The organism is Bacteroides oleiciplenus YIT 12058, from assembly GCF_000315485.1.
Lineage (GTDB): Bacteria > Bacteroidota > Bacteroidia > Bacteroidales > Bacteroidaceae > Bacteroides > Bacteroides oleiciplenus.
This window is the reverse complement of sequence record NZ_JH992940.1, coordinates 168010-194284: the sequence shown is the minus strand read 5'-3', so window position 1 is coordinate 194284 and position 26275 is coordinate 168010. Positions and strand designations below refer to the sequence as shown.

At 37.6% G+C, this 26275-nt stretch carries 19 protein-coding genes; 9 read left to right on the top strand and 10 right to left on the bottom strand.

Annotated elements, in window-relative coordinates; all coding sequences use genetic code 11:
- Positions 1-2: 2 nt before the first annotated feature.
- The 4 genes from HMPREF9447_RS00770 to HMPREF9447_RS00755 all read right to left on the bottom strand — a co-directional run bounded on the left by HMPREF9447_RS00770 (position 3) and on the right by HMPREF9447_RS00755 (position 7931).
- The gene (locus HMPREF9447_RS00770) at positions 3-1499 is read right to left on the bottom strand and encodes a SusF/SusE family outer membrane protein (protein WP_009127296.1); all 1497 of its coding nucleotides are present in this window, start codon (positions 1497-1499) and stop codon (positions 3-5) included.
- Positions 1500-1521: 22 nt separating this feature from the next.
- On the bottom strand, positions 1522-3012 hold the full coding sequence (locus tag HMPREF9447_RS00765) for a RagB/SusD family nutrient uptake outer membrane protein (protein WP_009127295.1): 1491 nt from the start codon (positions 3010-3012) through the stop codon (positions 1522-1524).
- A 12-nt stretch (positions 3013-3024) separates the two neighbouring features.
- On the bottom strand, positions 3025-6024 hold the full coding sequence (locus HMPREF9447_RS00760; protein ID WP_009127294.1) for a SusC/RagA family TonB-linked outer membrane protein: 3000 nt from the start codon (positions 6022-6024) through the stop codon (positions 3025-3027).
- A gap of 248 nt (positions 6025-6272) precedes the next feature.
- Complete coding sequence (locus HMPREF9447_RS00755; RefSeq protein ID WP_009127293.1) at positions 6273-7931, bottom strand: DUF6377 domain-containing protein; 1659 nt, start codon at positions 7929-7931, stop codon at positions 6273-6275.
- Positions 7932-8731: 800 nt separating this feature from the next.
- Here HMPREF9447_RS00755 and HMPREF9447_RS00750 point away from each other — a divergent pair.
- Positions 8732-9994 carry a tetratricopeptide repeat protein gene (locus HMPREF9447_RS00750; protein ID WP_009127291.1) on the top strand — a complete coding sequence of 421 codons (1263 nt, stop codon included), beginning with the start codon at positions 8732-8734 and terminating at the stop codon, positions 9992-9994.
- Between the two features lie 95 nt (positions 9995-10089).
- Entirely contained in the window at positions 10090-10779 is a 690-nt protein-coding gene (locus HMPREF9447_RS00745; protein WP_009127290.1) for a hypothetical protein, read from the top strand.
- A 529-nt stretch (positions 10780-11308) separates the two neighbouring features.
- On the opposite strand, the gene HMPREF9447_RS00740 is transcribed toward HMPREF9447_RS00745, so the two are convergent.
- Entirely contained in the window at positions 11309-13828 is a 2520-nt protein-coding gene (locus tag HMPREF9447_RS00740; protein WP_009127289.1) for a DEAD/DEAH box helicase, read from the bottom strand.
- Positions 13829-14016: 188 nt separating this feature from the next.
- Positions 14017-14250 carry a helix-turn-helix domain-containing protein gene (locus HMPREF9447_RS00735; RefSeq protein WP_009127288.1) on the bottom strand — a complete coding sequence of 78 codons (234 nt, stop codon included), beginning with the start codon at positions 14248-14250 and terminating at the stop codon, positions 14017-14019.
- Between the two features lie 122 nt (positions 14251-14372).
- Between HMPREF9447_RS00735 and HMPREF9447_RS00730 the strand changes: the two genes are divergently transcribed.
- Together HMPREF9447_RS00730 and HMPREF9447_RS00725 are read left to right on the top strand one after the other, a co-directional pair.
- Positions 14373-14846 carry a hypothetical protein gene (locus HMPREF9447_RS00730; protein WP_009127287.1) on the top strand — a complete coding sequence of 158 codons (474 nt, stop codon included), beginning with the start codon at positions 14373-14375 and terminating at the stop codon, positions 14844-14846.
- 73 nt (positions 14847-14919) lie between these two features.
- On the top strand, positions 14920-16878 hold the full coding sequence (locus tag HMPREF9447_RS00725) for a patatin-like phospholipase family protein (protein WP_009127286.1): 1959 nt from the start codon (positions 14920-14922) through the stop codon (positions 16876-16878).
- Positions 16879-16889: 11 nt separating this feature from the next.
- Here the strand turns inward: HMPREF9447_RS00725 and HMPREF9447_RS00720 are convergent, their stop codons facing one another.
- Positions 16890-17477, bottom strand: a complete 588-nt coding sequence (locus HMPREF9447_RS00720) for a tyrosine-type recombinase/integrase (RefSeq protein WP_004312697.1) — start codon at positions 17475-17477, stop codon at positions 16890-16892.
- Positions 17478-17600: 123 nt separating this feature from the next.
- Positions 17601-17906 (bottom strand): hypothetical protein, encoded by a 306-nt coding sequence (locus HMPREF9447_RS00715; protein WP_009127285.1) that lies wholly within the window; start codon positions 17904-17906, stop codon positions 17601-17603.
- Positions 17907-18048: 142 nt separating this feature from the next.
- Between HMPREF9447_RS00715 and HMPREF9447_RS00710 the strand changes: the two genes are divergently transcribed.
- Both HMPREF9447_RS00710 and HMPREF9447_RS00705 read left to right on the top strand, forming a co-directional pair.
- Positions 18049-18291 (top strand): hypothetical protein, encoded by a 243-nt coding sequence (locus tag HMPREF9447_RS00710; RefSeq protein WP_009127284.1) that lies wholly within the window; start codon positions 18049-18051, stop codon positions 18289-18291.
- A 361-nt stretch (positions 18292-18652) separates the two neighbouring features.
- Positions 18653-20032 (top strand): hypothetical protein, encoded by a 1380-nt coding sequence (locus HMPREF9447_RS00705; RefSeq protein ID WP_009127283.1) that lies wholly within the window; start codon positions 18653-18655, stop codon positions 20030-20032.
- Positions 20033-20130: 98 nt separating this feature from the next.
- On the opposite strand, the gene HMPREF9447_RS00700 is transcribed toward HMPREF9447_RS00705, so the two are convergent.
- Positions 20131-22161, bottom strand: coding sequence for a recombinase family protein (locus tag HMPREF9447_RS00700; RefSeq protein ID WP_234131511.1), 2031 nt, complete (start codon positions 22159-22161; stop codon positions 20131-20133).
- Positions 22162-22207: 46 nt separating this feature from the next.
- On the opposite strand from HMPREF9447_RS00700, the gene HMPREF9447_RS00695 reads away from it, so the two are divergent.
- Positions 22208-22693, top strand: coding sequence for an alanyl-tRNA editing protein (locus HMPREF9447_RS00695; protein ID WP_009127281.1), 486 nt, complete (start codon positions 22208-22210; stop codon positions 22691-22693).
- Positions 22694-22932: 239 nt separating this feature from the next.
- A complete protein-coding gene (locus HMPREF9447_RS00690) occupies positions 22933-23361 on the top strand; it encodes an Hsp20/alpha crystallin family protein (protein ID WP_181983227.1) in 429 nt (142 codons plus the stop codon).
- A 100-nt stretch (positions 23362-23461) separates the two neighbouring features.
- Here the strand turns inward: HMPREF9447_RS00690 and HMPREF9447_RS00685 are convergent, their stop codons facing one another.
- The gene (locus HMPREF9447_RS00685; protein ID WP_009127279.1) at positions 23462-24604 is read right to left on the bottom strand and encodes an acyltransferase family protein; all 1143 of its coding nucleotides are present in this window, start codon (positions 24602-24604) and stop codon (positions 23462-23464) included.
- Between the two features lie 190 nt (positions 24605-24794).
- On the opposite strand from HMPREF9447_RS00685, the gene HMPREF9447_RS00680 reads away from it, so the two are divergent.
- A complete protein-coding gene (locus HMPREF9447_RS00680) occupies positions 24795-26240 on the top strand; it encodes a S41 family peptidase (RefSeq protein ID WP_009127278.1) in 1446 nt (481 codons plus the stop codon).
- The last annotated feature ends 35 nt before the right edge of the window (positions 26241-26275 follow it).

Genomic DNA, 26275 nt, shown 5'->3' with positions numbered 1-26275 from the left:
TATCATTGCTTCACTATCGAAATAGTCTCTTCCAATTGGTTTAGCGTTATCTTATAAGAACCTGCTGTCGTAATCTTCCATTTCTGATCGATACCGCCAACCATTACATCCGGATACTGGGCTTTAAACGCATCGCTGGACTTATCCAAGAACAACATTGGCTCTGTTTCCCCCGTAGGCTGCTTGTCGGCCACGGTCGGCATAAACCAGGCACCGTTCCAATCTTCTTTTTTGTCGCAAGTCAATTTCAACTCGCCCGCATTCAGCACACCTTGCCAGGTGAATACATACGGATTATCCGTAGCCTGCATCGGAGTAGCATCACCGATAGTCCATCCCGCAGGTGCAGCATCGCCTACCATATAGATCATCTCGTATGGCACAAACTCACTCATCATCATGCGTTCCTTACCTGCACGAATGTCTACGCAAATCTTATACGCCTTGCCGCATTCAGCATTCTTCAGTACCCACTTGTTATCGGGATCGAAACCTTTCACAAATACCATTTCCATATCCGTGTAAGCTGCATCGGCATTCTTTGCCTTATACATATTTTCCCAACTTCCTTCCGAAGTACCAAACTTGAACTCTCCGCCTTTACCCGTTTCAAAGAATTTGCCATAACGGAATAGAAATGCATCAAGCACATCCCGCTTCATCGACACAAAGTTCCAATCTGTGGCATTACCTATAAAATAAAGCTGGTCATAAGCTGGTTTCAGATTCTCCGTCTGAGTCAGGGTGACAACGCCGGTAAATAGGTTCGCCTCGACTATATAGTTGAAATCCTCTTCGACTGTAAAAGTTTCATCCGGCTGGCTATCGCTGGTACGAAGCACCAATTTTCCATCTGTTCCTTTATTATAAGATGGCAGGAACGCCCCCAGCGTAGTGATAAACTTGAATGAACCGGGTGTCATCTTTCCCGTCCATGTAAATATACCGTTATCTTTCCGTGTCATCTCCGTTGCATCATCCGCACTCCAACCACCGGGAGTGGCGTCGCCTACCAGATAAAGAGTAAAAGTCAGCGGTTCATAAGCGGCGACACTGAATGAGGTGGTCGCCACCTGCACTTCTTCCCTGTCCGCAACTTTAGCTGTCAGACGTGCTTCCAGCGAAATGTTTCCGGCAGTTTCCATCCCGAAGTGCCCACGAAGAATATCGTTCAGTTCCTCTACACTTTTCTTCCAAGTATATTCCTGCACGGCATTCTCCAAGGCAACGTAAGGAGTAGCAAAATTGCTTCCCGCACGGGCAAGCTCCAGCGTATAGGAGATTTTATTCCCTGTCCCATAATTAGTTCCCGTTGTCCAGGAAAGTTCCAGCGCATCCTCGGCATGAGCCTGCTCGTTCAAAATTACTTCGGTATTGCTGGTGGAAAGCGCCAACTCATTGTGTCCCTTGTCCAGTTCCATATAGTCATTATCCACACATGCAGACAATGCCATGCAACCCAGCAACGCAAATACTAAATGTGAAATATATCTTTTCATATTCTTCTTCTGATTTATGTAATTAATAGCCTGTATTCTGTGTCATCAATACGTTTGCATCCATTTCTGTCTGCGGAATGGGGAACAGCAAACGATTTTTATTCACACTGCTCTTACCGATGGATTGCAGGAACCGGATGGCATACTCGCCATTGTTGACGCGGATCATATCGAACCAGCGATGCCCTTCGAAAGCAAGTTCCATGCGGCGTTCGTGAATAATCTTTTCACGCATGGCATCTTGTGACAGGCCTGAAACTTCAGGCAGTCCGGCACGTTTACGAACGATATTCAAGGGTGCAGCAGCCTGATTAGGTTGTCCCATTTCGTTCAATGCTTCCGCCTTTTTCAGAAGAACATCCGCATAGCGGTAAACAACAAAATTATTCGGGTTTGTATTATACTCCGGAGAGATGGTTTTGGAAACCAGAAACTTACGAACATTATATCCGGTATTGGAATAAGAACTCTTATAAGTCTTTCCATCGAAGTCCGGACAACCGTCGTAAAGAACCGTTAGGTCTTTCCGTTTATCACCTTCTTCATATTGTCCCACAAACTCCTCCGTAGGTTGATTCCAACCGTAACTGCCTGCTACAAAGTCCGAGTTGCGCGGCCCCATAAAAGTGGAGAGCCAGGAAGACTGACCGTCCGTACCCCAGAAATCATATTCCGTACTACCAGAATATTGTACCTCGAACAAAGACTCAGGACCATTATTGATAGTGGCATCGAAGTTGTCTTCATACTTGCAGGTGGAAAGGTCATAGCCCAGATTCGTGATTTCGTTGCACAAATCCACCACATCTTCATAATAACTTGTGTGATTGGGGGCCAAGGTCAGATAGATATCCGCCAGCATAGCCAGAGCGGCATCCTTGCATGCACGTCCTTTCTGTTCTTCGCTATATTCAGCTTTTGCAGGAAGCAAATCGACGGCATTCTTACAATCGGAAATAATCTGTTCGTAAGTCTGATCTATGGTAGTACGGGCTATTGCCGTGGACTCACCCGGATTATAGGGCTCCAAGCGCAAAGGTACACCGCCGTACAAACGCGCCAAAATATAATAGTAGTGGGCGCGAAGGAAATAAGCCTCACCCATGCAACGGTTCTTGATACTCTCCGACACGGCTTCAGCCTGCGGAAGACTGGTCAGCACAATGTTACACTGCCCGATGCCTACCCACGGGGAACGCCACATATACAATGCCATACCATTATCGCTCTGCGTGATAAAATTGGATGCCTGTATGGTTTCCAGACCGTCAGTGCCACCGCCGGCACCCACCAGACTATTTCCTGCAACAATATCAAGCGACCACATGCGCTGATTATACAGATTAGAGGATTGAAGTGCCTTGTAGCAAGCATTCGTCAGTGCCACGGCAACGTCGTCGGTCACCGTCGTTTCGGGGTCAACCGCATATTTGGGAGACTTATCAAGGAAGTCATTACATGAAACCAGCATTAACATGACCAGCGCATATACTAAGTTTGTTATCTTTTTCATATCCGAATCAATTTAAAAGTTAAAGTTTAAACCTACACTGAATGTACGGGAGATGGGATAGCGAGCTGAATCGATTCCGTTGATGTCCACCTCCGGGTCGAAACCGGAATATCCGGTGATGGTAGCCACATTCTCGCAAGAGACGGAAAGGCGCGCATTCTCTATCTGTATCTTCTGCAACCACTGCTTGGGGAAAGTATAGGAAAGCGTGATATTCTTCAGACGGAGATAAGAACCGTCCTCCACAAAGCGGTCGGATACACGGCAGTTCTGGTTCGGGTCACCGAAGACGGCACGCGGCATGGAATAGCTTGTTCCCTCTCCTCTCCAACGTTTCAGTACATCGCTGGTCTGATTGTATGCGGCAGCCATACCGACGTTATCGATATTGTTGGCATTATAAATCTTGTTGCCGGCCACTCCCTGAAGGAAGACGGACAACTCAAAACCTTTATAGGACAAACTGTTGTTCATTGAGTAGAACCAACTCGGATTAGGATTGCCTATCACCGTACGGTCACTGTCATTGATGACACCGTCGTTATTCAAATCTCTGAAACGAATGTCGCCCGGCTCCGCTCCCGGCTGCACGGCATGCGCATCCACTTCCGCCTGATTTTGAAACAGTCCATCCGTCACGTAACCATAGAATACGTTAATCGGATAATCCTTTGCCAACATCGTCACGTAAGAGTTGTTAATCTGGTTGATATAGTAAGGAACCGCACTGTTCAGATCTTTAATCTTATTCTTATTATAAGTGGCGGTCAGGTTTGTCTCCCAGCCCAGTTCGCCTGTCAGGTTGATGGTGTGCAAGCTCATTTCCAAACCCTGATTGCGGACTTTACCGGCATTGGTGTAAGTAGTGGTAGTGTCTTCAAAACCCGACGTGATAGGAATAGACGCTTTCACCAACATATCTCTGGTCTCTTTCAGATAAGCATCCAGCGAGACAGTGATACGCGAATTGAACAGGGAGGCATCAAAACCGATATTCGTCTGCGCCACCTCTTCCCAATGAATATAAGGATTGGCAAGCGTGGAAGAAACCAACGCCGTCTGATTGCCGCTTGTTGTCCCAAACGGATATACACTGGTATTATAAGATGCCAGATAACTGTAATTGCCCACACTTGCCTGGCTACCCGTCACACCATATCCAACGCGCAGTTTCAGGTCGTTTACATACTTATTCTGCGGGAACCACTTTTCCTGTGAAACACGCCATGCCACAGAGATTGACGGAAAAGTACCCCAACGATTTTTCTTACCGAAACGGCTGGAACCGTCACGGCGAACAGTTGCCGTCAACAGATAACGGTCTTCGTATGAGTAATTGACGCGTGCCATGTATGAAAGCAATGCCCATTCATTGGAACTGCCGCCAATGGCGTACATCTCCTGACCGTTATCCATTTCATGCACATTATCAAACATGAAGACATTCTTCTGCGCATTCAGATAATCGTTCTCATTCCACTGTGCGGAAGAACCTGCCATCAAGCCTACACGATGCTTTTCGGCAAACGTATAGTCAAACAGGAAATAGTTATCCCACAAATAGGTGAATGATTTATTATCGCTCTTATAGCGGGAGGTTTCTTCCGTCGGAATAGGCTTCCAGTTATACTTCGGAGTGAAATTGTCGATAAACCAGAACTTGGCGTCATAACCGAATGTGCTCTTGAATTTCAGCCATTTGGTAAAGGTCAGTTCCGCTGTCAGGTTGGCAAGGAAATTATAACCTTTCGTCTGGCTCTTGTTGAGTTGCGTAGGCCCTATCGGGTTACGGATGCTGCCGTACCATTCCGAATTACCCTCCGGTCCGCTCCAGGAACCGTCTTCATTCTTCACCGGAAGAACGGGAAGAGCTTTCAGCGCATCACCTATATTATAGCCGCCCGAGTCTTTCGTATCGGTGCTGAAAGTAATATTATTAGAGAATTTCAACCACTTCAGCACCTGCGCATCGCTGTTCGACTGGAATGTGAAACGACGATAATTCACACTGCTTACGATACCCGACTGGTCGAGGAAACCACCGGACACATAATAATGGGATTTCTCATTACCTCCGGAATAACTTACCGTGTAGTTCTGCATGATACCCGTGCGAAGCAATTCATCCATCCAGTCGGTGCCTGCACCCAGTTCGGAAGGGTTCGCCCAATTCGGATTGGGGTTGCGTCCGCTATTCGTCATCATGTCGTTGCTCAATTCCGCATACTGGGCGGCATTCAGCAAAGAAGGAACATTCGTGGCATTCTGGAAAGCACAATTGGCGGATACTGATAGCTTGCCTTTTCCTTCCGTTCCACGCTTGGTAGTAATCATCACCACTCCATTGGCTCCCCGCGAACCGTAAATAGCTGTAGCTGATGCGTCTTTCAGTACGTCCAGACGTTCCACATCCGCCATGTTCAGAGAAGATAATCCCAGGTCGGTAGGCACTCCGTCTATCACCACCAGCGGATCGCAGTTATTGATTGAACCCAAACCACGAATCTTGATAGAAACATTGTCACCCGGCTTTCCGGCATCCACTACCTGTACGCCGGAGATGCGACCTTGAATGGCCTGTCCTAAATTAGATACAGGAGTATCTTTAATATCCTTGCTACCCAAAGAAGATACAGCGCCTGTCAAATCGCTTTTCTTCATGGTTCCATAGCCTATCACCACCACTTCATCCAGTATCTCACTGTCTTCGGACAGCATTACCTGAACTTGTTTCTGTCCTTTGACGGGGATTTCCGAAGTCTTGTAACCCACAAACGAGACTACCAGAACGGCATCTGAAGGCACATTCAATAAGAAATCGCCATCGATACCTGTTATCGTTCCATTCGTCGTGCCCTTCTGCACCACACTGGCACCGATAACGGTTTCACCCGTCTGGTCCTTCACTACACCTTGTACTGTGATTTGCTGTGCGAACATGCACATCGGAAGTAACATTCCTATCAGACAAACCATGATTCGAAGCCTGATCGGCATTTTGTACTTTTGCATAATATACGAATTTAAAGTTAATAATAAAACATAAGTCACATGCGGTTGTCCCTCCGTGAGAGGAACAATGCAAATGTATCGGATAAGAAGAGCCGATGAAGAAGGAAAGAGTGAAAAAGTAGTAATATCAGCCGTTTCAAAAGCCATAAACGACTAATATTCAATGAAGTAGAATAGTAGTATTATCTCAAAAAAGTAGTAAGAATATAATAGTAAAAAGGACACTAATAGGATCTGAAATCGGTATTTCAGCCTTTAGATTTACCTATCTTCATCACTTCCTGTTCCAGTAAGTCACGCTCGCCGACGGCTTTGTTGCGAACCTTTGTACGGTAATTATATATGGTGGTCACAGAATAGCGCAAGAACTGAGCTATCTTCACACTGTCGGTAATACCCAAACGAATCAAGGCGAAAATGCGTAACTCCGTACTCATCCGTTCGTTGGCTTTCGGATAAATCTGTTCGCCATCGGCAAGCAAAGCATTGAAGTCTTCTACAAAAGTGGGGAACAGTTGCAAGAAGGTGTTGTCGAAGTTCGCATAAAAGTCTTTCAGCTCTTCGTCTATAAATTTGGAAGATTTGATGTGTTTATATAGTTCGTCCACCTTACCACTTGCCGCTATCTTGCCCAATGAACGGCGGTAGTTATCCATCTTCTCCAGATATACGGAACACTGGTCCATATATCGTCCGATGTATTCCTCTTTCAAATAAGAGTTTTCGGCAATGATGTGATTGGCTTCTTTCAGTTGCAGATTGTAGCGGTGGAGTTCTTCATTCAATTCTTTCAGTCGCTTATTGGCATCCACCACTTCATGGCGTGCAGCAGCCACGCGTTTCATTTGCTTATATACATAGAAGATAGCTATCAGAAGAAAGATGGACAACAGGCTGATAGAGACTAATGCCCACTCCATTTGTTCCTGTTGCTTATCGGTCTTCTGTTGGTAAGCGTCGTTGATAAAGGGGAAGATTTGCAAGATTTCCAGAATACGCAACCGGGCATTACAGAACACGGCATCGTCCATACAGAGCTTCAAATAAGAATAGGCACGGTCTATATCTCCTTCCTGATAGAGCAACACAGCCAGCTTTCGCAGAGAAATATATTCGCGCACCGCAGACTTCATATCTGCGATGGAGGAAAGAATCAGATACTCTTTCTCTTTTTCGGTGTCTTCTTTCAGGCGGTATGATTCCGATAATGTGTAGGCACAGATTGCCACATCGTGTACATTATCTATCTGTCCTGCCAGATAATCTGTCAATAACTGAATGGCATCATCAAACTCACCCCGCACATTGTACTGGTCGGACTGAATCAGTGTGTACACCAGAAGGTTGTCCTTATTGACCAACAGCAAGGAATCACGATATTTGTCTGTTATTTCAGCATAGAGTTTTTTCTCCCGTTCGGTAACGGCATAATCGGCCATCAGACCGTAGACTGTACGGTAGATATGATAATAGTATGGGTGGAGTTCATCAGGCAACTGATTGATTTGTACGTTGTGCATCAGGTCAATGGCTTCTTTGTACATGCCTGCCGTACCCATAATCTCGGCGGTATTCATAAGAGCGTTGTCTTGATGTTCTTTGTTCTTCATCCGCAGTGCCACCTGGTATCTCTCGCGTGAGATGTAGAGAGAAGAGTCTGTGTTATAAGAACGGTATTCATCCAGATACTCACCTAACAAGGTAAATCGGTTCTCGTCGGAAATACGTTGTCTGAGGGCTTTTCTCAGGTCATTCAGTTTCTTTTCTTTTTGTTCTATGTATACGGGACGGTTTTGGATTACTTGGTCCAGTTGTGATAAAAGGGAGTCTACAACATTATTGGTAGCAGCATGAAGCTGGCACATACATACACCACATATATATAGGAATATGATTATTTTCTTCATTCGATTTTCGATTAGTTAAAGGTTGCTTCTACAAGAAGTTCTATGCAAAAATAAGTAAATTCTGATAGATTCCTATTCAGATAGCATTTAAATCACAATATCTTTAAAGGTAAAGTAGAATTCTTTAAAGAATAGAATAGCTAACACCCAGACCTTAGTAAGAGGATTATTTAAAGAAACTGAGAGAAAATTAGTAGATTTCATTTAGCCGAATAGCTATACCTGTTTACATCAACGTTAATAAAGAGTAATTTTACTCTTTATGCGATTTGTACAAATATTTAAATCTTTATATTTGTGCAGTGTTGACTTCTATAGAAAAGAAGAGACACTTTCTTTTTTTGAGGACGTTTTTATTATTACTCATATTTCGGAATCTGGTAAATTTCAAACCTACGAGTTAATAATAAGTAAACGGGTCTCACGCACATCGTATATATATATATTTGTTATATATCCGTATGGAGCGTGGGACTGTTACTTGTTATATCGTAGGTGGGCTTTACCAGAGCCTCGAAATATGGATATCATAGTAACAGTTCCCACGTTCTTCTATTTTAGAACCCGCTTGCTTTGGGGAATTGACGGGCATATAACACTTATATCTGTAATGAAATCAATCAGCAGAACTACAAACGTATGGACAAGGAATCATTCCTTTCCAAGTTACACTCTTTTCTCCGTTTCCACAGAGATTCATACTAAATCCCCACCCTCAGATGAAATCTTCTCTAACAACTACATCTAACAGTAGCAAAAAATTAATGGAACAGAAATCTAGAAAACTAAAAACAAGTAATATGAAACGGATAACTATATTATTATTCCTTTGTTTCATGGGTATTACCATGACATCTGCACAACAAAATACTTTTAAGGGTACTTGGCTATATGAACAAGAAGAGAAGAATGGAACCATTCAGCTCGACTTGTATCAGAAAAGTATTGAAAATGGATTCGATATGGATGGGGCTTTGTGCTACGGAACATTTGCCTTTTCCGATGGCAGTTACTATTCAATAGAAGAGGTTGAAGTGAAAGGAAATAATGCCTCACTACAAAAAGTTCTTGATACTGAAATGGGAGAATTTAAGATGCAAATGACTTATAATCCTGATAATAAATCTATTGAACTCAACACAAATGGAGCCAACAGTTTACCTGATAAGCTTCTGCTCAGGAAGTCAGATATACAGAATCTGGAAACAAGTGCTGAAAGCCCTACTATCAATGAATTTGATAATGAAGCGTCCTCTCCCATCAGTTGGACTGGTATCGTAGGCGCAGTAATTCTGATTATGGCTATGGCAGGTTATAGTCTTTTCATTATCAACAAGAAAAATGAGTTTGACCAGGTATACACCACAGAGTACTTCTCAACAGTCAGACGTTCTAATGGGAAAAATCCTCAAAGTACTCCGGCAGAAAATGCGCAAGCAACAGGATTACTTGAGAAATTACGACAAGAACTCACTATATTTCAGAATCATCCGAGTGGTGCGTCATACCTGATTTTATTAAAGAAAAGGCAATATAAAAAGTGTGCCGATTATTTGCGTCAAGCAATAGAGGTAGCTCCTACTAATCCTGAGGCAGTGCATAATTTACAGCAATACGCACATATTCTTACCAATAGTCAGAGACGTTTGTTCGACGGTTCTTATTCTGTCATGATAGCCGCAGGTATTGCAACATTATTGGTTGGCTATTTGATGAGTGATCTTTTGATTGCCATTCTTTTTGCAGGAGCAATAGCCGTTTATTATTTAGCTTCCTTTGCTCCTCAATATCTTATACTAAATAAAATCGCAAATAGTTCTCATGTTTCAACCGGATTTTTAGGTACGTTGGCTAAAATCGTGGGAAATGCGAAAGTTATCACTTATATATTTGATACTCAAGATCCCATTGATACTATTACCGGAGATAATAAATACCGCTATGATGATTACTCGCAGGTGCAAGCATCTGTCTTTATTGTAATTTGGGCTTATCTGGTTGCAGGTATTGGTATCATGTACATTGCTTGCTGGCGATTCTTCCGAAATTTCATTATGCATTAAACATTCATCGTTATAATTGAAAAATCCTGCACACTCCATCATACATGTGCAGGATTTTGTTATCTTTGATGCTGTATGATACATGATTCGACAATATGGAGCAAAACCTTCAACTCAACAATCACAACAGGCAGGAATACCCACCTATTGATATAATGAAACTTGATGCAACTCTCAATGAGTTATTACAGAAAGTCCCGTCAACTGCAGAAGTATTGCTTTATAAGCAACAAAATCTCAGTATCAATGCTCAATGGAAGGATTGGGCTTTCGAGATGCTGATGACCGGATATGAAACAGAAAATCTTCTTATATTAGCCGGAGAGGATATCCATTGCAATCCTTTTGAATTTGCAGAATTAACGGATAAAATTTTCAAAGAACTGCATCTTAATGAAATTGAAGCAAATACTGTTATTATACTATATAGTCTATTCTTAGTAAAATCAGTGGTACAATCACCTGATAAGAATAAAGTATCTGCAACCTTAAGAAAACTTGAACAACAATGTATAGATAATGAATACAATGATTTCTTATACGATTTCTATTTGTTATCTAATGCCATAGACGAAGTAAAAGAATTAGGGAATCAATGGTATTGGAATGATTCATCTTTAACAAAGGAGAATTGGTATGAATATACTCTAACCTTTTTCAAACAATGGATAGAAAATCCTGATTCACAATATAAGACCCAACTAGGCAAAAATTGTACCGATACATCTCCTTCTAAGAAAAATAATATATTTAAGAGACTAATTTCGTATCTTTGGCGAAAATAAATATTATAGAATATAAGAAAAACTCTATTATCCGAATTTTAATTATGGCGAATTCGCCACAAATTAGCTATTGAAATAACTTATGGAACAACAAATTCAACTCAACGACCACAACAAGCAGGAATACCCGCCTATGCATATAGTCGAAATGAACACATCCTTAATTAATCAACTATAATACAGAGCATTAAATCATATACTAAAAAATCATAATTGCGCACTTATCTTACGCAAATCAATTTACGCACTCTTTTACGCACTTGTTTTACGCAACTCGCTTAGAAAATATAAGCCAATAAAGGAAATAAGGTCAGTATTATCAACACCTATTAGGAAGTTAATATTCACAAATATACAATATACTATAAAAGTGAATGCCTGCAAATTACGTTTTCACACAGAGCCCCTATAAACAACTAATAATCAGCAATCTGCATACATTCTTAATATTCATTTCTATTCTTTGTGAATATTGATATACAAATCACATTCATTACTTTGATGGCTAATAACCTAAAAAAATAGTTTTCTATTTTTGAATAGGCTTTTCCGCGTAAGTGCTTTTTAAATCATCAATAGATAAATGATTCGCATCTAATAACTTTTGAATTTCCACATGAGATAAACCGTTAATGTCTAATTCTCGTATCCCTTTAAAAAACAGTCTTGTATTATCTATCAGACTATGCAATTGCTTCTTTTTCATAATAGCTAATTGGGCTTTATGAAATCCGCCTGCCGAAGTCACTTTATTTGTGGGGGCAATTAATATAGGAATATATTCTGCATGATATACTCTTTCAAACCATAAGCAAGAATTATTTATTTGCCCCATCTCAGTTTTATTAATTTCCCCCCTTTGTTCTTTAACTTCATTTTTACATTCAAAAAGTATATAATCATTATCCCTCACACACCATAAGTTATCAGGTCCCTCACCACGTTGTTTATCAGGTCTCTCTACTATAAAACCAAGAATGTGCCCTAATTCATTCAAAGACCTTTCAAAAGTGTCCGCTTTAATTCCAAATTGGAGATTTCCGAGAGTCTCCTCTAATTGTATCATCAATAAATCATGATTATCAAACTGCCTTACCCAAGAAATAATATTATTTATTCGATTCTGATTCACAAAGCTAATGTTAACTAAATCCATCCCCTCACGCGGCTTCAACAAATAATTATTCAACTTGTGAGCAATAATCTGCTTCTTGTTTGAATCTACTTTGTTTTTTGAATATAAATAGCGTGCCATTTCTTGCATATACCATCCTTTTTCGCTATTATCGTTAATATATGTGTCTATAAGTCTTTGAATTATATCAACAGCCTTTTGACACTCTCCATACTTATACTGTAACTCAGCTTCCTTCTCTAATTGTAGTATATTCAAAACTCTTTCTTCTTTAGATACAACTGGTGCATCATTCATTCTACTTATATAAAAATATTTCCAACCTTCATCTCTATTTATACATTGCATTATTAAGCTGTTCAACAGTTTCATTTTATCATCTAATGAAGCATCTTCTTTAGAGTACTTTGTTATATCCAATCCTATTTGAATCTGAGTTTGGGTTTGGGATGAAAAGAAACTCCTAGTTCGCTTGTTTTGAATAATGTTAATTAGCTCTGCACCAGTAAGGATAATGACACAATAATCCCTTTCTCCTCTTACTCCTCTTCCCAATCCTTGTTCTATTTTTTGTGCAATTTTAATAAGAATAGCTTCACTATCAACACGTGTCATCTCTTGATATCTGTCAGAAAGACTTTCTGCATATGGCTTTGAATCAATAATCAAAATACGACAATTATTATCAGCTAAATCAATCCCATCATATCTATTAACTAATACATTTGTAAAGTCATAATTTCCACTTTTCAAAACACTTATATCTTCATCTATAGTCAGCGCTGTAGATATTCTCGCATTATGAGCTTTCCAAGATTCTGAATGTGCAAAACTTGGAACTAAAGATATGACACCATACTTTCTATTTTTCAAAGGTCGTGCAAACTCTTCTATTATTCTAGAACGAGTTAAGGATTCATCAAACATCGAAGGAATTAATATCATTTTTTCACCAGACCATGCTTCCTTATGGTATTGCAGTGGAGCTTTTATCGCATCTTTATCAAGTCCTAATCCTTTAATAAAAAAGGAATCATCATTAGTAGTAGCAGACATTAATACCCGATGAGCAGCTCTTGAAAATGTTCCAAATTGTTCTATTGGATTACAATAAGGAGATATTTCGATATGGCTTCCTGAAATGTAACATTGGCAATCTTTTATTATATCTTTGATAAGATTCCAAGCAAATTTCACATTCAAATTCTCTTGTAAACCAGCTAAAAGCCTAACCATCTCACCTACTTTCTCTTGCCAAGCCCAATAGGGAACCAACAAAAAAGAATCATGATTTCCTAACCTAATATCTTCCAAAGTCCCTAATCCTTGTTTCTCTAGCTCGTTTTCAAAAATAGAAAGAACTTTTTCATAACCATCTTCATCTTTTTTTATAATAATCGTAAAAGCCTTTTGAATAGCATCAATACATGCATGAGAATCATCTAGAACAATACTACCTACCGATTCAGAGCGATTACGTAAGCCAAATTTTGTTAATCCATTAAATAATTTGTGCACTGAAGTTATTAAAATAGATTTTGAATCATAAAAATCCATTGGAATATTTTTATCTGCTCCAATAGTACAATATTTGATACCAAATTGTGTAGCTTGTTCACATGTTTGTGTTACCAAATTATACGTTGGACATAAGTAAAGAACTGGTCCTTGGTTTAAGTTTAACTTAGACTGCAAAATAAGCAACCCAAGCAATGTTTTTCCTTGTCCTGTATGTAATTTTAATATAACATCTTTTTTATCTTTATAATTATTCCACCAGTCTTCTAATACAGCTAATTGCGCTGGCCGCAATGCATTCTTATCACTTGCACGGTCAAGAGTATCATATATTTCAATAGGGTTAGTTTTGACAATTGCAGTACCGACTGCTATTTTCTTTCTAAAATCAATCATATGCATATTTTTTTATAATCAAAAACAATATGCAAAACTAATCATTCCCAATCAATAATTTTCTTTTCTGAAGAGATTTTTTGCTTCTCAAAGAAATATACCCTAAATCATATCAGATATCAAATGTAATCCAACAAAATTCACTATCAAGATTTGTGAATATAAACATAAGATTGTACTAGCATTTATTACTCGTCATTCAATGGAGCATTGGGTAAAAAGTCTTTCGGAGAACAACTAAACACTTTAGCCAATACATTCAAATGATTGAGATTGTATTTTGCCCTTCGTTTGGGGTTTTCAATATCTGCAATAAAACTAGGGGAAAGATTCATGTAATCTGCCAATTCTACTTGTGACCACTTTCTTTCCATCCTCATTGCCTTTACCTTTTGTATTACAAATTCTTCTATATTAGTCATATATGCTAATTATTTAAATTTGTAAAGGAAAGATTATTGCAGAAATATTTTGAGCGTACATGTACGTGTATTATCTTTGCAGTCTCAATTATACAAGAAGTGTTTAACTAAAAAAAAGAAAAATGAAAAAGAAAACCATTTTTTTATTGACCATTTTATTAATGGCAATTTTCGTAACAAGCTGTTCAAGCGATGATGATAATGAAAAAACAGAATTCACATCAACACTAACAGTAAATGGAAGTGCTGTCAAGATTACAAATCTCGAAGGTAAAGCAATAGCGAATAGTATGTTTGAATTTTGGGTAAATGATGCAACATCCGATTTTTATATTCAAGGTAACATCGACTATCGTGAAGAGCTAACAACGGGGAAAGATGTAACCAAGGGTTGCAAAATGTCAATTGCTTTAGTAAAACTTGAAGAATGGTATTCCTCTGAAAAAGAGTATGTTTCTGGTACTGTTACAATTGAAAAATGGGATTTGGAAAATTTCAGAGTTACACTTGTATTTAAGGATTATAAATGCAAATCGGGTTCAAAGAGTATTGTTTTGAACGGTAGTGTTACCTTTCCAACATCCATAAATATTTAATCAATAGAATAAACAACTTTAAATTGAGTAGTTACACACAAGTATAACTATTAAATGCGGCTTCATTATTCCTATGAATAAAATTGCACTTGCACTTATTTTATTAATATTACCATTCTCTTTAGTCTACACATCACCACGAAAAAAGGTAGGTATCGTTTTAAGTGGTGGTGGTGCTAAAGGGGTTGCGCATATTGGAGTAATAAAGGCTCTTGAAGAATTAAATATACCTATTGATTATATTGCAGGAACAAGCATCGGAGCTATTATTGGCGGATTATATTCTATAGGTTATACATCCGAACAATTAGAAACAATAGTGAAACAAACAGACTGGATAGACCTACTTACCGATAAAGTTTCACGCAAAGAAATTCCTTTTCCGTTTAAATCCGATGACAGTAAATACCTTATATCATTTCCTATCAACAATAGTGGAAAGAATGGAGGTATAATAAAAGGGAAGAACATATCACAGTTATTACATCAACTTACAGAAGGCTATCAAAATGTAACTAATTTCGATAGCCTTCCAATTCCTTTTGCATGTATTGCCACAGATATGGTAAGAAATCAAAAAGAGGTCATCCGCTTTGGCAAACTTTCAGAGGCAATGCGTGCAAGTATGGCTGTTCCCGTTGTTTTTTCACCGATATATTCAGGACAAAAAGTTTTAATTGACGGAGGATTTAAAGACAATCTACCAATTGATGTTGTCAAAGCTATGGGAGCGGATATTATTATTGGCATTGATGTACAATCTGAATTATCAGATGCGGATAACTTGCATTCCATTGCAGGGATAGCCAATCAGCTTATGTTAATGATTTGTCAATCATCGCTTGATGAAAGTACTAAGGATATAGATGCTTATATAAAAGTTGATGTAGAAAACTATAATGCTGCAAGTTTTACAAAAGCCGCAATAGACACTCTCATTATAAGAGGAGAAAATGCCGCAAAAGCCAATTACAACACATTATTATCAATCAAGAATAGGGTAGGCATAGTAAATAATAAAAAAAACAATAAAACCAAATTCCCCTTGTTTTATCCGCAATATGCTCCAAGCAATGATAATCAACTAAGAATTGGACTAAGATTCGATAGCGAGGATATTGCAGCAGTGATTCTTAATATCAATTTGAATAAACAGAAAATCGGGAAAGCCGAAATAGTGGCAAGAGGAGGAAAACAATCTTTTCTCAGAACCCAATATCATCTTCCTATATCAAAACCACAATGGATAACACTTTCAAATCAAATTGGTTACAATGATATATTTTTATACAGTCATGGACACAAAATATCTAATCCAACCTTTATACGGAATACTAGCAGTCTGATTTACTCTATTATACCTTCAAGAAATCTTCAAATGGAAGTTGGAGCTTCATTAGATTACCATCGGTATTATAGAACATTGGTAAGTGAAGATGCAACACTAATGAAACGAAAGAATTTATTTCTTAATTATCATACAAAATTGAAATATGAAACTTTAGACAAAAGATATTTTCCTACTAAAGGTTTGAAAACTAATATTTCTTATACAATATATACCAATTTGCATACTAACACTGCATACTCATCACTTGCTGCCCAAGTCACCAAGATATTTCCAATCACACTAAATACATTTATTATACCGACAATATACGGAAGATTTATTTTCAATGATGGTATTCCGTTTATGTACAGCAATGTTATCGGTGGAGAAGGATATAATCCACATTACGAGCAACAAATACCTTTTTCAGGGCTGACTCATACAGAATCCACCCTGAAATTATTGGGAAATGCACAAATCCAAGTAAGACATAAATTTCACGAAAAGCAATACCTTACCTTATCAGGAAATTATGCCATCCATCAAAATCAGTTTTCCAATTTCCTTCAAGGCAAAAAAATATATGGGACAAGTATTGGATATGGCTACGATAGTCCATTGGGACCTATAGAGGGATTTATATGTTACTCCAATAAGACTAACAAACTGGGATTTTATCTTAATATCGGATTTGGATTTTAAAAAATACAGATTTAAAAACTGAGCATATCATACGTTTCTAACAACTCTTCTGTTCTTAATCCTAAATAACGCCTTGTCGTTTGAATATCGGCATGATTAAATAATTCCGATAGTTTGATAAGAGCAAATTCCGAGTTTTCCCCAGCGGTCTCTACAACCTTCCTACCAAATGTTTTTCTCATCGAGTGGGTGGAAAAATGTTCTATCTTCAATCCATATTTAATTTTTATTGATTTAAATAACACATTAATTCGTTGCGTACTATACACTGTTTTTTTTCGACTAACAAAACATTTTTCATCTTTATCTACTATATCCAAAGCCTTGAAACAGTCTGCAATATGCTTTTGGAAATTGGAATTGACTTTTATTTCCCGTCTCTTACCTGTCTTCTTTTCAATGATAACAAACTTTTCATCATCTAATAACATAGACCATGTAAGAGCGAGAATGTCTGATATACGTAACCCAAAGAAGCTACCACAGCCTATTAACAATGACAAACGATATTCCTTATCCCTATATAGTTTGTGAACTAGCGATAACATTGAATCCCATTCCATATAGTCAGAAGTAACATAACTATTTTTTAAGCTCATAATATTCTTTTTTAATTGAAATCTATTGTTTTTGAATCTAACACGAACCCATTTATTATTAAAGCATTGACAATCAACTTATATTCAAAAGTTATATTAGTGAATATTAAAAAACTCTTTTAATTAGTCACCACAATAGAAATTGTTACCTCTTCCATATCCCATTGCATAAGAAAGAGTTTCTGAATCAATTCCTTTATACCAATTCTCATTTGTCTTGGCTTCTTTCCTTTCGTTGTGCGCTTTCCAACTTGCGGCTATCATTGCATCAAGCCTTGCTGCTTTTTCTTCGAAAACTTTGACTGCATCCCGTTCCCAACTCCAAGCTGCTCTAAGACACTCCGACCAAGAACGTCCCCTGCGTTGAAAATCGTTATTGTAAAGTCTATGAGCATCTTTCATCACTTGTCTTTTATTATACCGTTTCATATCGTCTTCGTTTTAATCACAACGCAAAGATATGACATATATTTAATACATGCAATTTATTTGCACTAAAAATAGTTAAAAATATGACATTTATTCATTTTATGTCACACAATTACTATTTTTGCAAAAAAACTATTGCATTATGGAAGAAAAAGAGAAGAAAGAACGGACAGTAATTCATCTTTATATAAAAGAGAACGACACCCACCACTATTTCGGAAGCATAGCCAATGTTTTTGAATATTTTTCGCCTGATATACTTGGGATTTCCTACGGTTCTTTACGAAATTACGGATTATCCAACGAAAAAACTTTTCAAAACTCAAAGTGCATCATTCGAAAAGGAACCCTTTTGTCAAAATCGGGGAATAGGGGCAAAAAATAAATAGCAAACAGTGTGCTACCTAACATTCGGATATATATCCAGTCACTTATATTTCATATAATACATTGTATTACAATAAATTGATAGTACCTCGCAAAAATCAGATAATAATAAGACACTTTATACCATACTTGTACTTTTTGAGGGCTTTTCAGGCAAAATTTCTTATTAAAAGGTGGTAATAGATATTAGAAAGTCGTATATTTGCATAAACAAAATATACTTATATTATATAGTTGAAAGTAGGCATACTTGGAAGTAATGGTTTGTTAAGGTTACATTGCTTCCTTTGTTCAACTATCAAACCTTAACATCCTAAATAAGTGACACGTACAAGTCACACAATAATATCAACCTTAACATGTACAAAAATGAAAAATTCTCTTTTAAACTGATGATTTCCGTCAATGGTTACACAGAAAAACCTACCAGTAAAGACTACAACAAAATATCCTTTGAAGAAAAGGAAATTACTATTTCTGAATTGGAGCAATTTATAAAACAAGGATATATATTCTCTTGCACATATATCGACAAGGAAATAAAATCCCTCTTTGGTTATAAGAAGAAAGAAAGGGCTTTACATACTAACATAATAGTATTTGATATTGATAATACATTATTATCATTCAATGAATTATTAGTAACATTGAAATATCAGCCAAGCATTGCGTATACCACATTTTCACATATTACTAAAGGAAACAGATATAGACTTCTATACATTTTCAATACACCACTAAATCAAAATCAATATCAGATACTATATGATAATATTATAACAAATATAGAATTAGATAATCATAATAGAGCAATCTACCAATTTTATTTAGGGAGCTACGCAAATTGTAAACTTATAAACAATCTTATCATTTATAGTTATGATGACATTTCCATTTCTAACAGTATAAAAGAAAAGCCAACACCATACAATATACAGTTACAAATGGAAAAGAGAGATAAAGTTGTTGTTGAAATAAAGGACCATGAATATATTACCAATTTTTGGAACCTTTCCCATAAAGACTTAATAGAAAAATACAGAGAAAAATATCCATTCTTTGAAAATAATTTGGAAGAAGCCAATGAAGATATTCCATATATTACAATACCTGAAAACTATTGCTGTATCAAAAGATATTGGTTCAAGGAAAAAACAAAACTTGATAATGGTAATTGTGTTTACTCCAACAGAGTATGTAAAATTAAAGACGGGAACGGGCGTAGAAAAAAACTCTTTTTAAATGCTATAGTACGCAAATATATGTACCCACAAATTGAATTTGAACATTTACTGCACTGTTTAGCCAACGAACTATACTACTACATCAACAACAGCAAGGACCCAATAAGCAAACAAGAATTATATGATATCGCAGAAAATGTATACAATGAAAACATTGACAAATACTCAGCAATGATTAAACAACAGCAGACAGAAAAAAGAAAATGGATAATAAACCCTCAATATTGCATTAAATACAATCTTTCAGCTAAGACTGTACGAAATATGGTAAAAGGGAAAATCAATAATGAATTAATTGGCTTATATTATGATTGTTCCAAATCCCTAAAAGAAAATCTATCAACTTTTAAAGAACTGAATTTAAAAGTAGGAAAAAGTAAATTATATGAATGGTGTAAAGGAAACAACATTCCAACCAATATAAAAAATAATCAATCAACTAAAAATACTGTTGGCTTATATCTGTATAACCCTATTTCGGCAATAGCAGGATAGGATTCCACTATAGAAATCCACCCGTTACAAACTATAAGGGGGGGGACTACAAAATCCTCCCCCTGAGTGAGGGGTTACGGTGGTAGGAATATTATTATTTATGACTTGGATAATAAACGTTCCAAGACCTTGTCATTGTGTACTTTCCAATCAGTTCTGTTTTCTTGTAAAGATTTTCCAAAATCTTCATTAGAAGGTACGCTTAAATCTTTACCACTATCTTCATAAGCATAAAAAGGGAAACATCCCATCCATCCTGTTGCTTGTATCATTTGATTAAATGTATCATAATCATACTCACCTGATTTAAACTCCACATATATTTTACTTCCACCATGATAAGTAATAATACGTGTACTTTTATCATACGAAAAACAATGTTCCGTATTATTAAGTAACCACCCCTGAAATTCAACACCATAATGACAATGCAATTCATCATAAAACATCTCCTCCTTTTTATAACGAGCGCATTTAATTGTTCCCCACATCTCCTCACCTCCTTTATAAGATACTACGACCAATAACCAAAGTTCATGTAAACGAAATATAGTAATTTTATCAATATATTCATCAACCATAGTCTTTACCAAATCCCTATTTTTCCTAATCTCATCCATTTTATTAATCAACAAAGGATTGGCATTCAAACGCTTCAAATTATCAATAGTAATTCTCTTTGTTGTGATTTCTCGTGACAATTTATCCATAGTTTTGTTCAACACGTTTTTAGTTTCATCATATTTATGTTTTGCATCTGAAATCAAATTCTTTGCAACCTCATCGTCTTCAATCGCAATAAGACGTTTAAGTGTCTTTTTATAAAGATTCTCCGCTTCAACCAATTCTGTATTCTTTGATGATTTTATTTGAACCAACTCTTCGATTTCTTTCCCTAAATTTTCTATCTTTAAAATATTGGTCTGCTGAATATTAATCTCAGCAAACATTTGAATTGACAACTGTAAAACAAGTCCATCCAATTTCCATTGTCGAAGTTCTGCCCCATTCGTGCATGTTCGTGGTTTATCTTTACGATTCACTCTACCATAACATTTGTAAGTACGTCCACCACTGATATAATTTTTAGATGTTTCATTTGATTTCCCTACAGAAAAATTAGCACCGCATTCGCCACATACCATTAAATGTTTCAATAAATTCTCATGCCTGACTGCATTATTCTTATTATAATGCGCTTTGGAAAGTTTATCTTGGGCTTGCTGAAACAACTCGTCTGATACAATTCGCAGACTTTCCACATGTTCCGAATATTCATAAACAATCTCTCTATCTTGCCTTTCGGATAACGGAAGTGGATTGGTAGGGTCTGGTTTATAAAATGTTATTCTACGATTTCCTTTATATAACTCATTGTGCATAAGTCTGTTTATTGTAGAAATACGCCATTTTAAATTATCTGTATCAAATTTGTACTCTTTCACCTCCAATCCTTTTGCTTCTCTATTCTTCTTGTACTCATTCAATTTCCTTACGTATGGAGCAGGTACTTTCTCAGCATTCAATATCTCTGATATTTGAATTGAAGAATATCCACCAACATACATTTCAAAAATACGGGCAACAATTTTACTTTCGATAGGATTTATAACAATCTGTTTATTTTCATTGTGCATATAACCATACGCACGTTCATCCCCACCTCCATGACCTGCTTGAACTTTTGTTATCTTGCCACTTAATGAACGTTCAACAAACAATTCTATCTCATAGCTTGACATAACAGCAAGCACATGCAATAAAATAATACTACCTACATCTTTATTACTATCTCTTACCCACAATTTTTGTTTATCAAAATACAAGTTAATACCTTTATCTATAAACAATTTGATTTGTTCTAATAACTCCGTAGCATTTCTTGCAAGACGAGAAAATTCAGAGAATAAAATTATATCAATATCCCCATATTCGACTCTTTCAAGCATCTTCACATATTCAGGACGGAACTCTCCCTTTTTAAAACCACTAATAACATCTATGAAAATATCCTCTTCTTCAACGTTCCAATGGTTTTCTGCTGCAAACTTCAACAATTCCTCTTTTTGTCTATCAGTTGTCTGTTGTTGCGTACTAACACGACAATAGATTAGTACCTTCTTATCCATATTATTCATTATCTTTGCGCTGTTAATTACATCAATATCAATTAATATGGAAACAAATATAGAAATAAATAAACCAAGTCCCAAGTTTCAGGATGTGTCAATCGCACCTATGCACACCTGCGAGCATATTATCAACCGGACCATGATAAACCTCTTTGGTTGCGGACGATCAGTATCGGCACATATAGAAAAAAAGAAAAGCAAGTTGGATTATGCATTGGAGTCCGCTCCTACGGAAGAGGATGTAAAACGACTGGAAGAAACTGTAAATGCGGTGATAGCACAAGGCTTGGATGTAAGCACAGAGTTCATCACTCAGGAAGAAGCCCAGGGACGTTTCGACCTGAAACGACTGCCAGATGACGCCTCAGAAACGGTGCGTGTAGTGAAAGTAGGCAATTATGATGAATGCCTTTGCCTGGGAACACACGTAAAGAATACCTCCGAGATAGGAACCTTCAAAGTCATCAGTCACGACTGGAACGAAGAAGCCAAGCGATGGAGAATGCGTTTCAAATTAGTAGCCCCATAAAGCAATTTTATATAAAAAACGTACAAAACGGCATAAACCAAGTAATTTTGTCAGAACTTTAGTGACATTTTGTTAATCAACGAAACCAAAAGCAATTGGCACGCGTTTTGCGATAACGTTTATGAATAACGGTTCAGAAACCGCACGGAAGCAGCTGAAAACAGCAACCGAAAGGTAAACACGAACCGGAAGTTCAGAACTAACTGAATGTTTAACTTAAAGGATAGGAGACTAAAATTATGATGCCTGTTAGAAGAACTCAAAATTGGTTACCAAGTATCTTTAATGATTTCTTTGATAACGAATGGATGGAAAAAGCCAATGCAACCGCTCCGGCTATCAATGTGATGGAAACGGAAAAGGAATACAAAGTAGAGTTGGCTGCTCCGGGAATGACCAAAGATGATTTCAACGTTCATATTGACGAAGACAACAATTTGGTTATCAGCATGGAAAAGAAAACTGAAAACAAGGAGGAAAAGAAAGACGGTCGCTATCTACGCCGCGAATTCTCATACTCTAAGTTCCAACAGACCATGATATTGCCGGACAACGTGGACAAGGAAAAGATTGCAGCACAAGTAGAAAACGGTGTGCTGAACATCAATCTGCCGAAGTTCTCAGCCGAAGAAAAACAAAAGAACAAGAAATCTATTGAAGTGAAATAAGCTTTTCCATTAAAACCAACAGATGAATTATTTAAAATGAGAACGGGCAACTTCCATAAAAAGAAGTTGCCCGTTTCTTTATATTGTCAGGAGAATAATTTTATTTCACTTTGCGACTACCTTTCAAAAAACGATTCGTCAGCCACTTACGTACAGGCTCATCGTAGAGTTTCAAACAAGCATAAGCAAGAACAAAGGCACCAACAAAGGTCAGTATCATATAAGGAAGACCTTCGGCTATAGTAGCATTGTTGTTGCACGCCCATGCCGTATAAGTATATATCAATGGATAATGAGTGATATATACAGGATATGAAATATCACCCAGAAACTTACAAATTCCTACGGAACGTTTACCCGTCACCTTTCCGCCCGCTCCCATAGATACAATAACCGGAAAGATGAAAATAATGCAGAGAGCTTCATAAAGTCCGTTCATCCAGAAATGGTCTTCACCACCGATGCGGGGAACAGAAAGCACCACCACAATCATCAGGCTGCACCACCAGAATGCACGCTTCTTCACCCGTATCAACCAGCCCAAGCGAGACAACAGCAACCCGGCAAAGAACGGATAGAGCAAACGGACAAAGCCCACATACTGCTGTTCCCAATTCAATGCCCAACCGCCAACAATGTCACCTTTCGGAGCCGTAAGACAAAGATGCAACGTAGCGCAAGCCGCCAAGAAAACAAGGACAGACAGTGCAACCTTATTGAACTTACGTACAAACAAAGCATACAGTATATTACCAATATATTCGTAATAAAGTGACCATGCCGGACCATTCAGCGGATGCATTTCCGTCCATCCGCGGATATCCCACTTCAAAGGAAGCGGAAGCAGCGTACAACCATAAAGCATTATTATCAGCACAGTTCCCACTGAAACATTATCCATCCCAGGGAAACAAGGGGACTTCTGAAAGAAAAAGAAAGCAGCACCGATAATGCTACCCATAATCACCATAGGATGCAGACGGATGACACGGCGTTTAAAGAAAGTACCGATGCTCATCCGATTCCAGCGATCATCATAAGCATAGCCGATTACGAAGCCCGAAAGCATAAAGAAAAAGTCTACAGCAAGATAACCGTGATTAATAATTTGCGTGAGATGGCTACCACCCGAATGTGCTTCGAGAAGGTGGAAGGCTACGACCATAACAGCTGCTACACCACGCAATCCATCAAGAATTTCATAATGTGGTTTAGAGGCAAGATAAGTTGTTTGTGTGTTCATTGGGGTATCAGATATTTTTAATTTGCCTGCAAAAGTAGGATAAAAAACGGGAAAACAAAAAACCTCGCTACATATATTGCCAGCAAATAGAATAAATCATCCACTTACCCCGGTTAATTTAATCATTTTACTTGTTTATATGGTTTATTTTGTGTTCGTTTGTATTCATTTAAATACAAAGTTATTACATATGAGAAAACTATCTTTTTATACAGTTATCGTTTGCCTGAATTTCCTGTGCAGTTCAATTATACTCGTTTCATGCTCTGATGATAATTCCGGAGAAACACCCGATCCTCCCAAAGAAGGTCTGGCAATAAATCATTGGATAGAAGAGACTATGCGAGAGAATTATCTATGGTATAGTGAAATTCCCCAAGAAAATAAATTAGATTTCAATGCTGAACCAGAAACTTTCTTTCATTCTCTGCTTAGTTTGAAAGATGGAAAAACACGCAATGGAACGCATCACTACTATTCTTATATTGAAAAGAACAAAGATTATGTGCCAGGCACACGTACCAGTATTGATTCAGATGATACATATGGTATGGAGTTTGTGACTTTCAATATGGTGGATAAGAACGGGCAACCTTTGGGATATTACCGTTCATGGGTGTTATACGTTTTACCGGGTAGTCCGGCAGAAGAAGCCGGACTTAAACGGGGAGATTGGCTAAGCCACATTAATGGTGTCAAGTTGAATCAGGACAATTTCACGCAACTACTCAAAGGTCCGGCAATTGAGTTAACAATCCTGTTAGATTTTTCGGATGAGAGCAAAACAAAAAATGTGGCATTATCTGCTTCCCGAAAAGTAGAAGATAATCCGTTATATTGCCACACAACGCTGAATGTAGGAGGCAAAAAAGTAGGTTATTTGCTTTACAATCATTTTACAACAGGTCCGGATGGCTTTAACGACAAAGCTTATGATAATGAAATGAAAGAGATTCTCGGTGAGTTTGCTTCACAAAATATAGATGAATTCATACTCGATTTGCGTTATAATGGTGGCGGATATGTAAGCTCGGCAACCATACTTGCAAGTTTACTAGTGAATGAGAGTCATAAGAGTGATATATTCGGAATAGAGACAGACAATAAAGGTAAATCCTTTAATATCAGGTTCAACAATGAGGGTGAAACTACACATTTAAAGTTGAATCGGCTGTTCATATTGACAAGTTCATCAACGGCTTCCGCATCTGAAGCAGTAATAAACGGATTGATACCTTATTATGGAAAAGATAATATCATTCTTATCGGTGAAACCACGGAAGGTAAAAACGTAGGTTCTCTTCATTATTCTGATAAGAAATATGAATGGGCCATTCAACCGATTGTGATGCGTATCACGAATAAAGAAGGAGCAAGTAACGATTATAGCGCAGGACTCGATCCAAATTATCCGCTTGACGAATTCAAAAGTGATCAGTTACTTCCCTTGGGTGATCCTAACGAATATATGCTAAGTTATGCATTAAAAGTGATTAAGGGTACAGCGCCCTCCTCGCGTGCTGTTGGTTCTCCAAAAGAAGGAATGCGCATACCTGTTTACCGGTCTATTGAAAGACACAGTACAAACGGAGTATTACTACCCTCGGACTATCTGAAAAACAAAGTTACTGAATAATACTAAAGAGGTCGGAAAATTAAATTTTCCGACCT

Coding starts and splice junctions, on each gene's coding strand:
- HMPREF9447_RS00750 (WP_009127291.1), top strand. CDS start 8,732: ATGAAACGGATAACTATATTATTATTCCTTTGTTTCATGGGTATTACC.
- HMPREF9447_RS00710 (WP_009127284.1), top strand. CDS start 18,049: ATGGAAGAAAAAGAGAAGAAAGAACGGACAGTAATTCATCTTTATATA.
- HMPREF9447_RS00770 (WP_009127296.1), bottom strand. CDS start 1,499: ATGAAAAGATATATTTCACATTTAGTATTTGCGTTGCTGGGTTGCATG.
- HMPREF9447_RS00725 (WP_009127286.1), top strand. CDS start 14,920: ATGAATAAAATTGCACTTGCACTTATTTTATTAATATTACCATTCTCT.
- HMPREF9447_RS00720 (WP_004312697.1), bottom strand. CDS start 17,477: ATGAGCTTAAAAAATAGTTATGTTACTTCTGACTATATGGAATGGGAT.
- HMPREF9447_RS00740 (WP_009127289.1), bottom strand. CDS start 13,828: ATGATTGATTTTAGAAAGAAAATAGCAGTCGGTACTGCAATTGTCAAA.
- HMPREF9447_RS00680 (WP_009127278.1), top strand. CDS start 24,795: ATGAGAAAACTATCTTTTTATACAGTTATCGTTTGCCTGAATTTCCTG.
- HMPREF9447_RS00715 (WP_009127285.1), bottom strand. CDS start 17,906: ATGAAACGGTATAATAAAAGACAAGTGATGAAAGATGCTCATAGACTT.
- HMPREF9447_RS00735 (WP_009127288.1), bottom strand. CDS start 14,250: ATGACTAATATAGAAGAATTTGTAATACAAAAGGTAAAGGCAATGAGG.
- HMPREF9447_RS00730 (WP_009127287.1), top strand. CDS start 14,373: ATGAAAAAGAAAACCATTTTTTTATTGACCATTTTATTAATGGCAATT.
- HMPREF9447_RS00760 (WP_009127294.1), bottom strand. CDS start 6,024: ATGCAAAAGTACAAAATGCCGATCAGGCTTCGAATCATGGTTTGTCTG.
- HMPREF9447_RS00700 (WP_234131511.1), bottom strand. CDS start 22,161: ATGGATAAGAAGGTACTAATCTATTGTCGTGTTAGTACGCAACAACAG.
- HMPREF9447_RS00685 (WP_009127279.1), bottom strand. CDS start 24,604: ATGAACACACAAACAACTTATCTTGCCTCTAAACCACATTATGAAATT.
- HMPREF9447_RS00765 (WP_009127295.1), bottom strand. CDS start 3,012: ATGAAAAAGATAACAAACTTAGTATATGCGCTGGTCATGTTAATGCTG.
- HMPREF9447_RS00705 (WP_009127283.1), top strand. CDS start 18,653: ATGTACAAAAATGAAAAATTCTCTTTTAAACTGATGATTTCCGTCAAT.
- HMPREF9447_RS00695 (WP_009127281.1), top strand. CDS start 22,208: ATGGAAACAAATATAGAAATAAATAAACCAAGTCCCAAGTTTCAGGAT.
- HMPREF9447_RS00690 (WP_181983227.1), top strand. CDS start 22,933: ATGATGCCTGTTAGAAGAACTCAAAATTGGTTACCAAGTATCTTTAAT.
- HMPREF9447_RS00745 (WP_009127290.1), top strand. CDS start 10,090: ATGGAGCAAAACCTTCAACTCAACAATCACAACAGGCAGGAATACCCA.
- HMPREF9447_RS00755 (WP_009127293.1), bottom strand. CDS start 7,931: ATGAAGAAAATAATCATATTCCTATATATATGTGGTGTATGTATGTGC.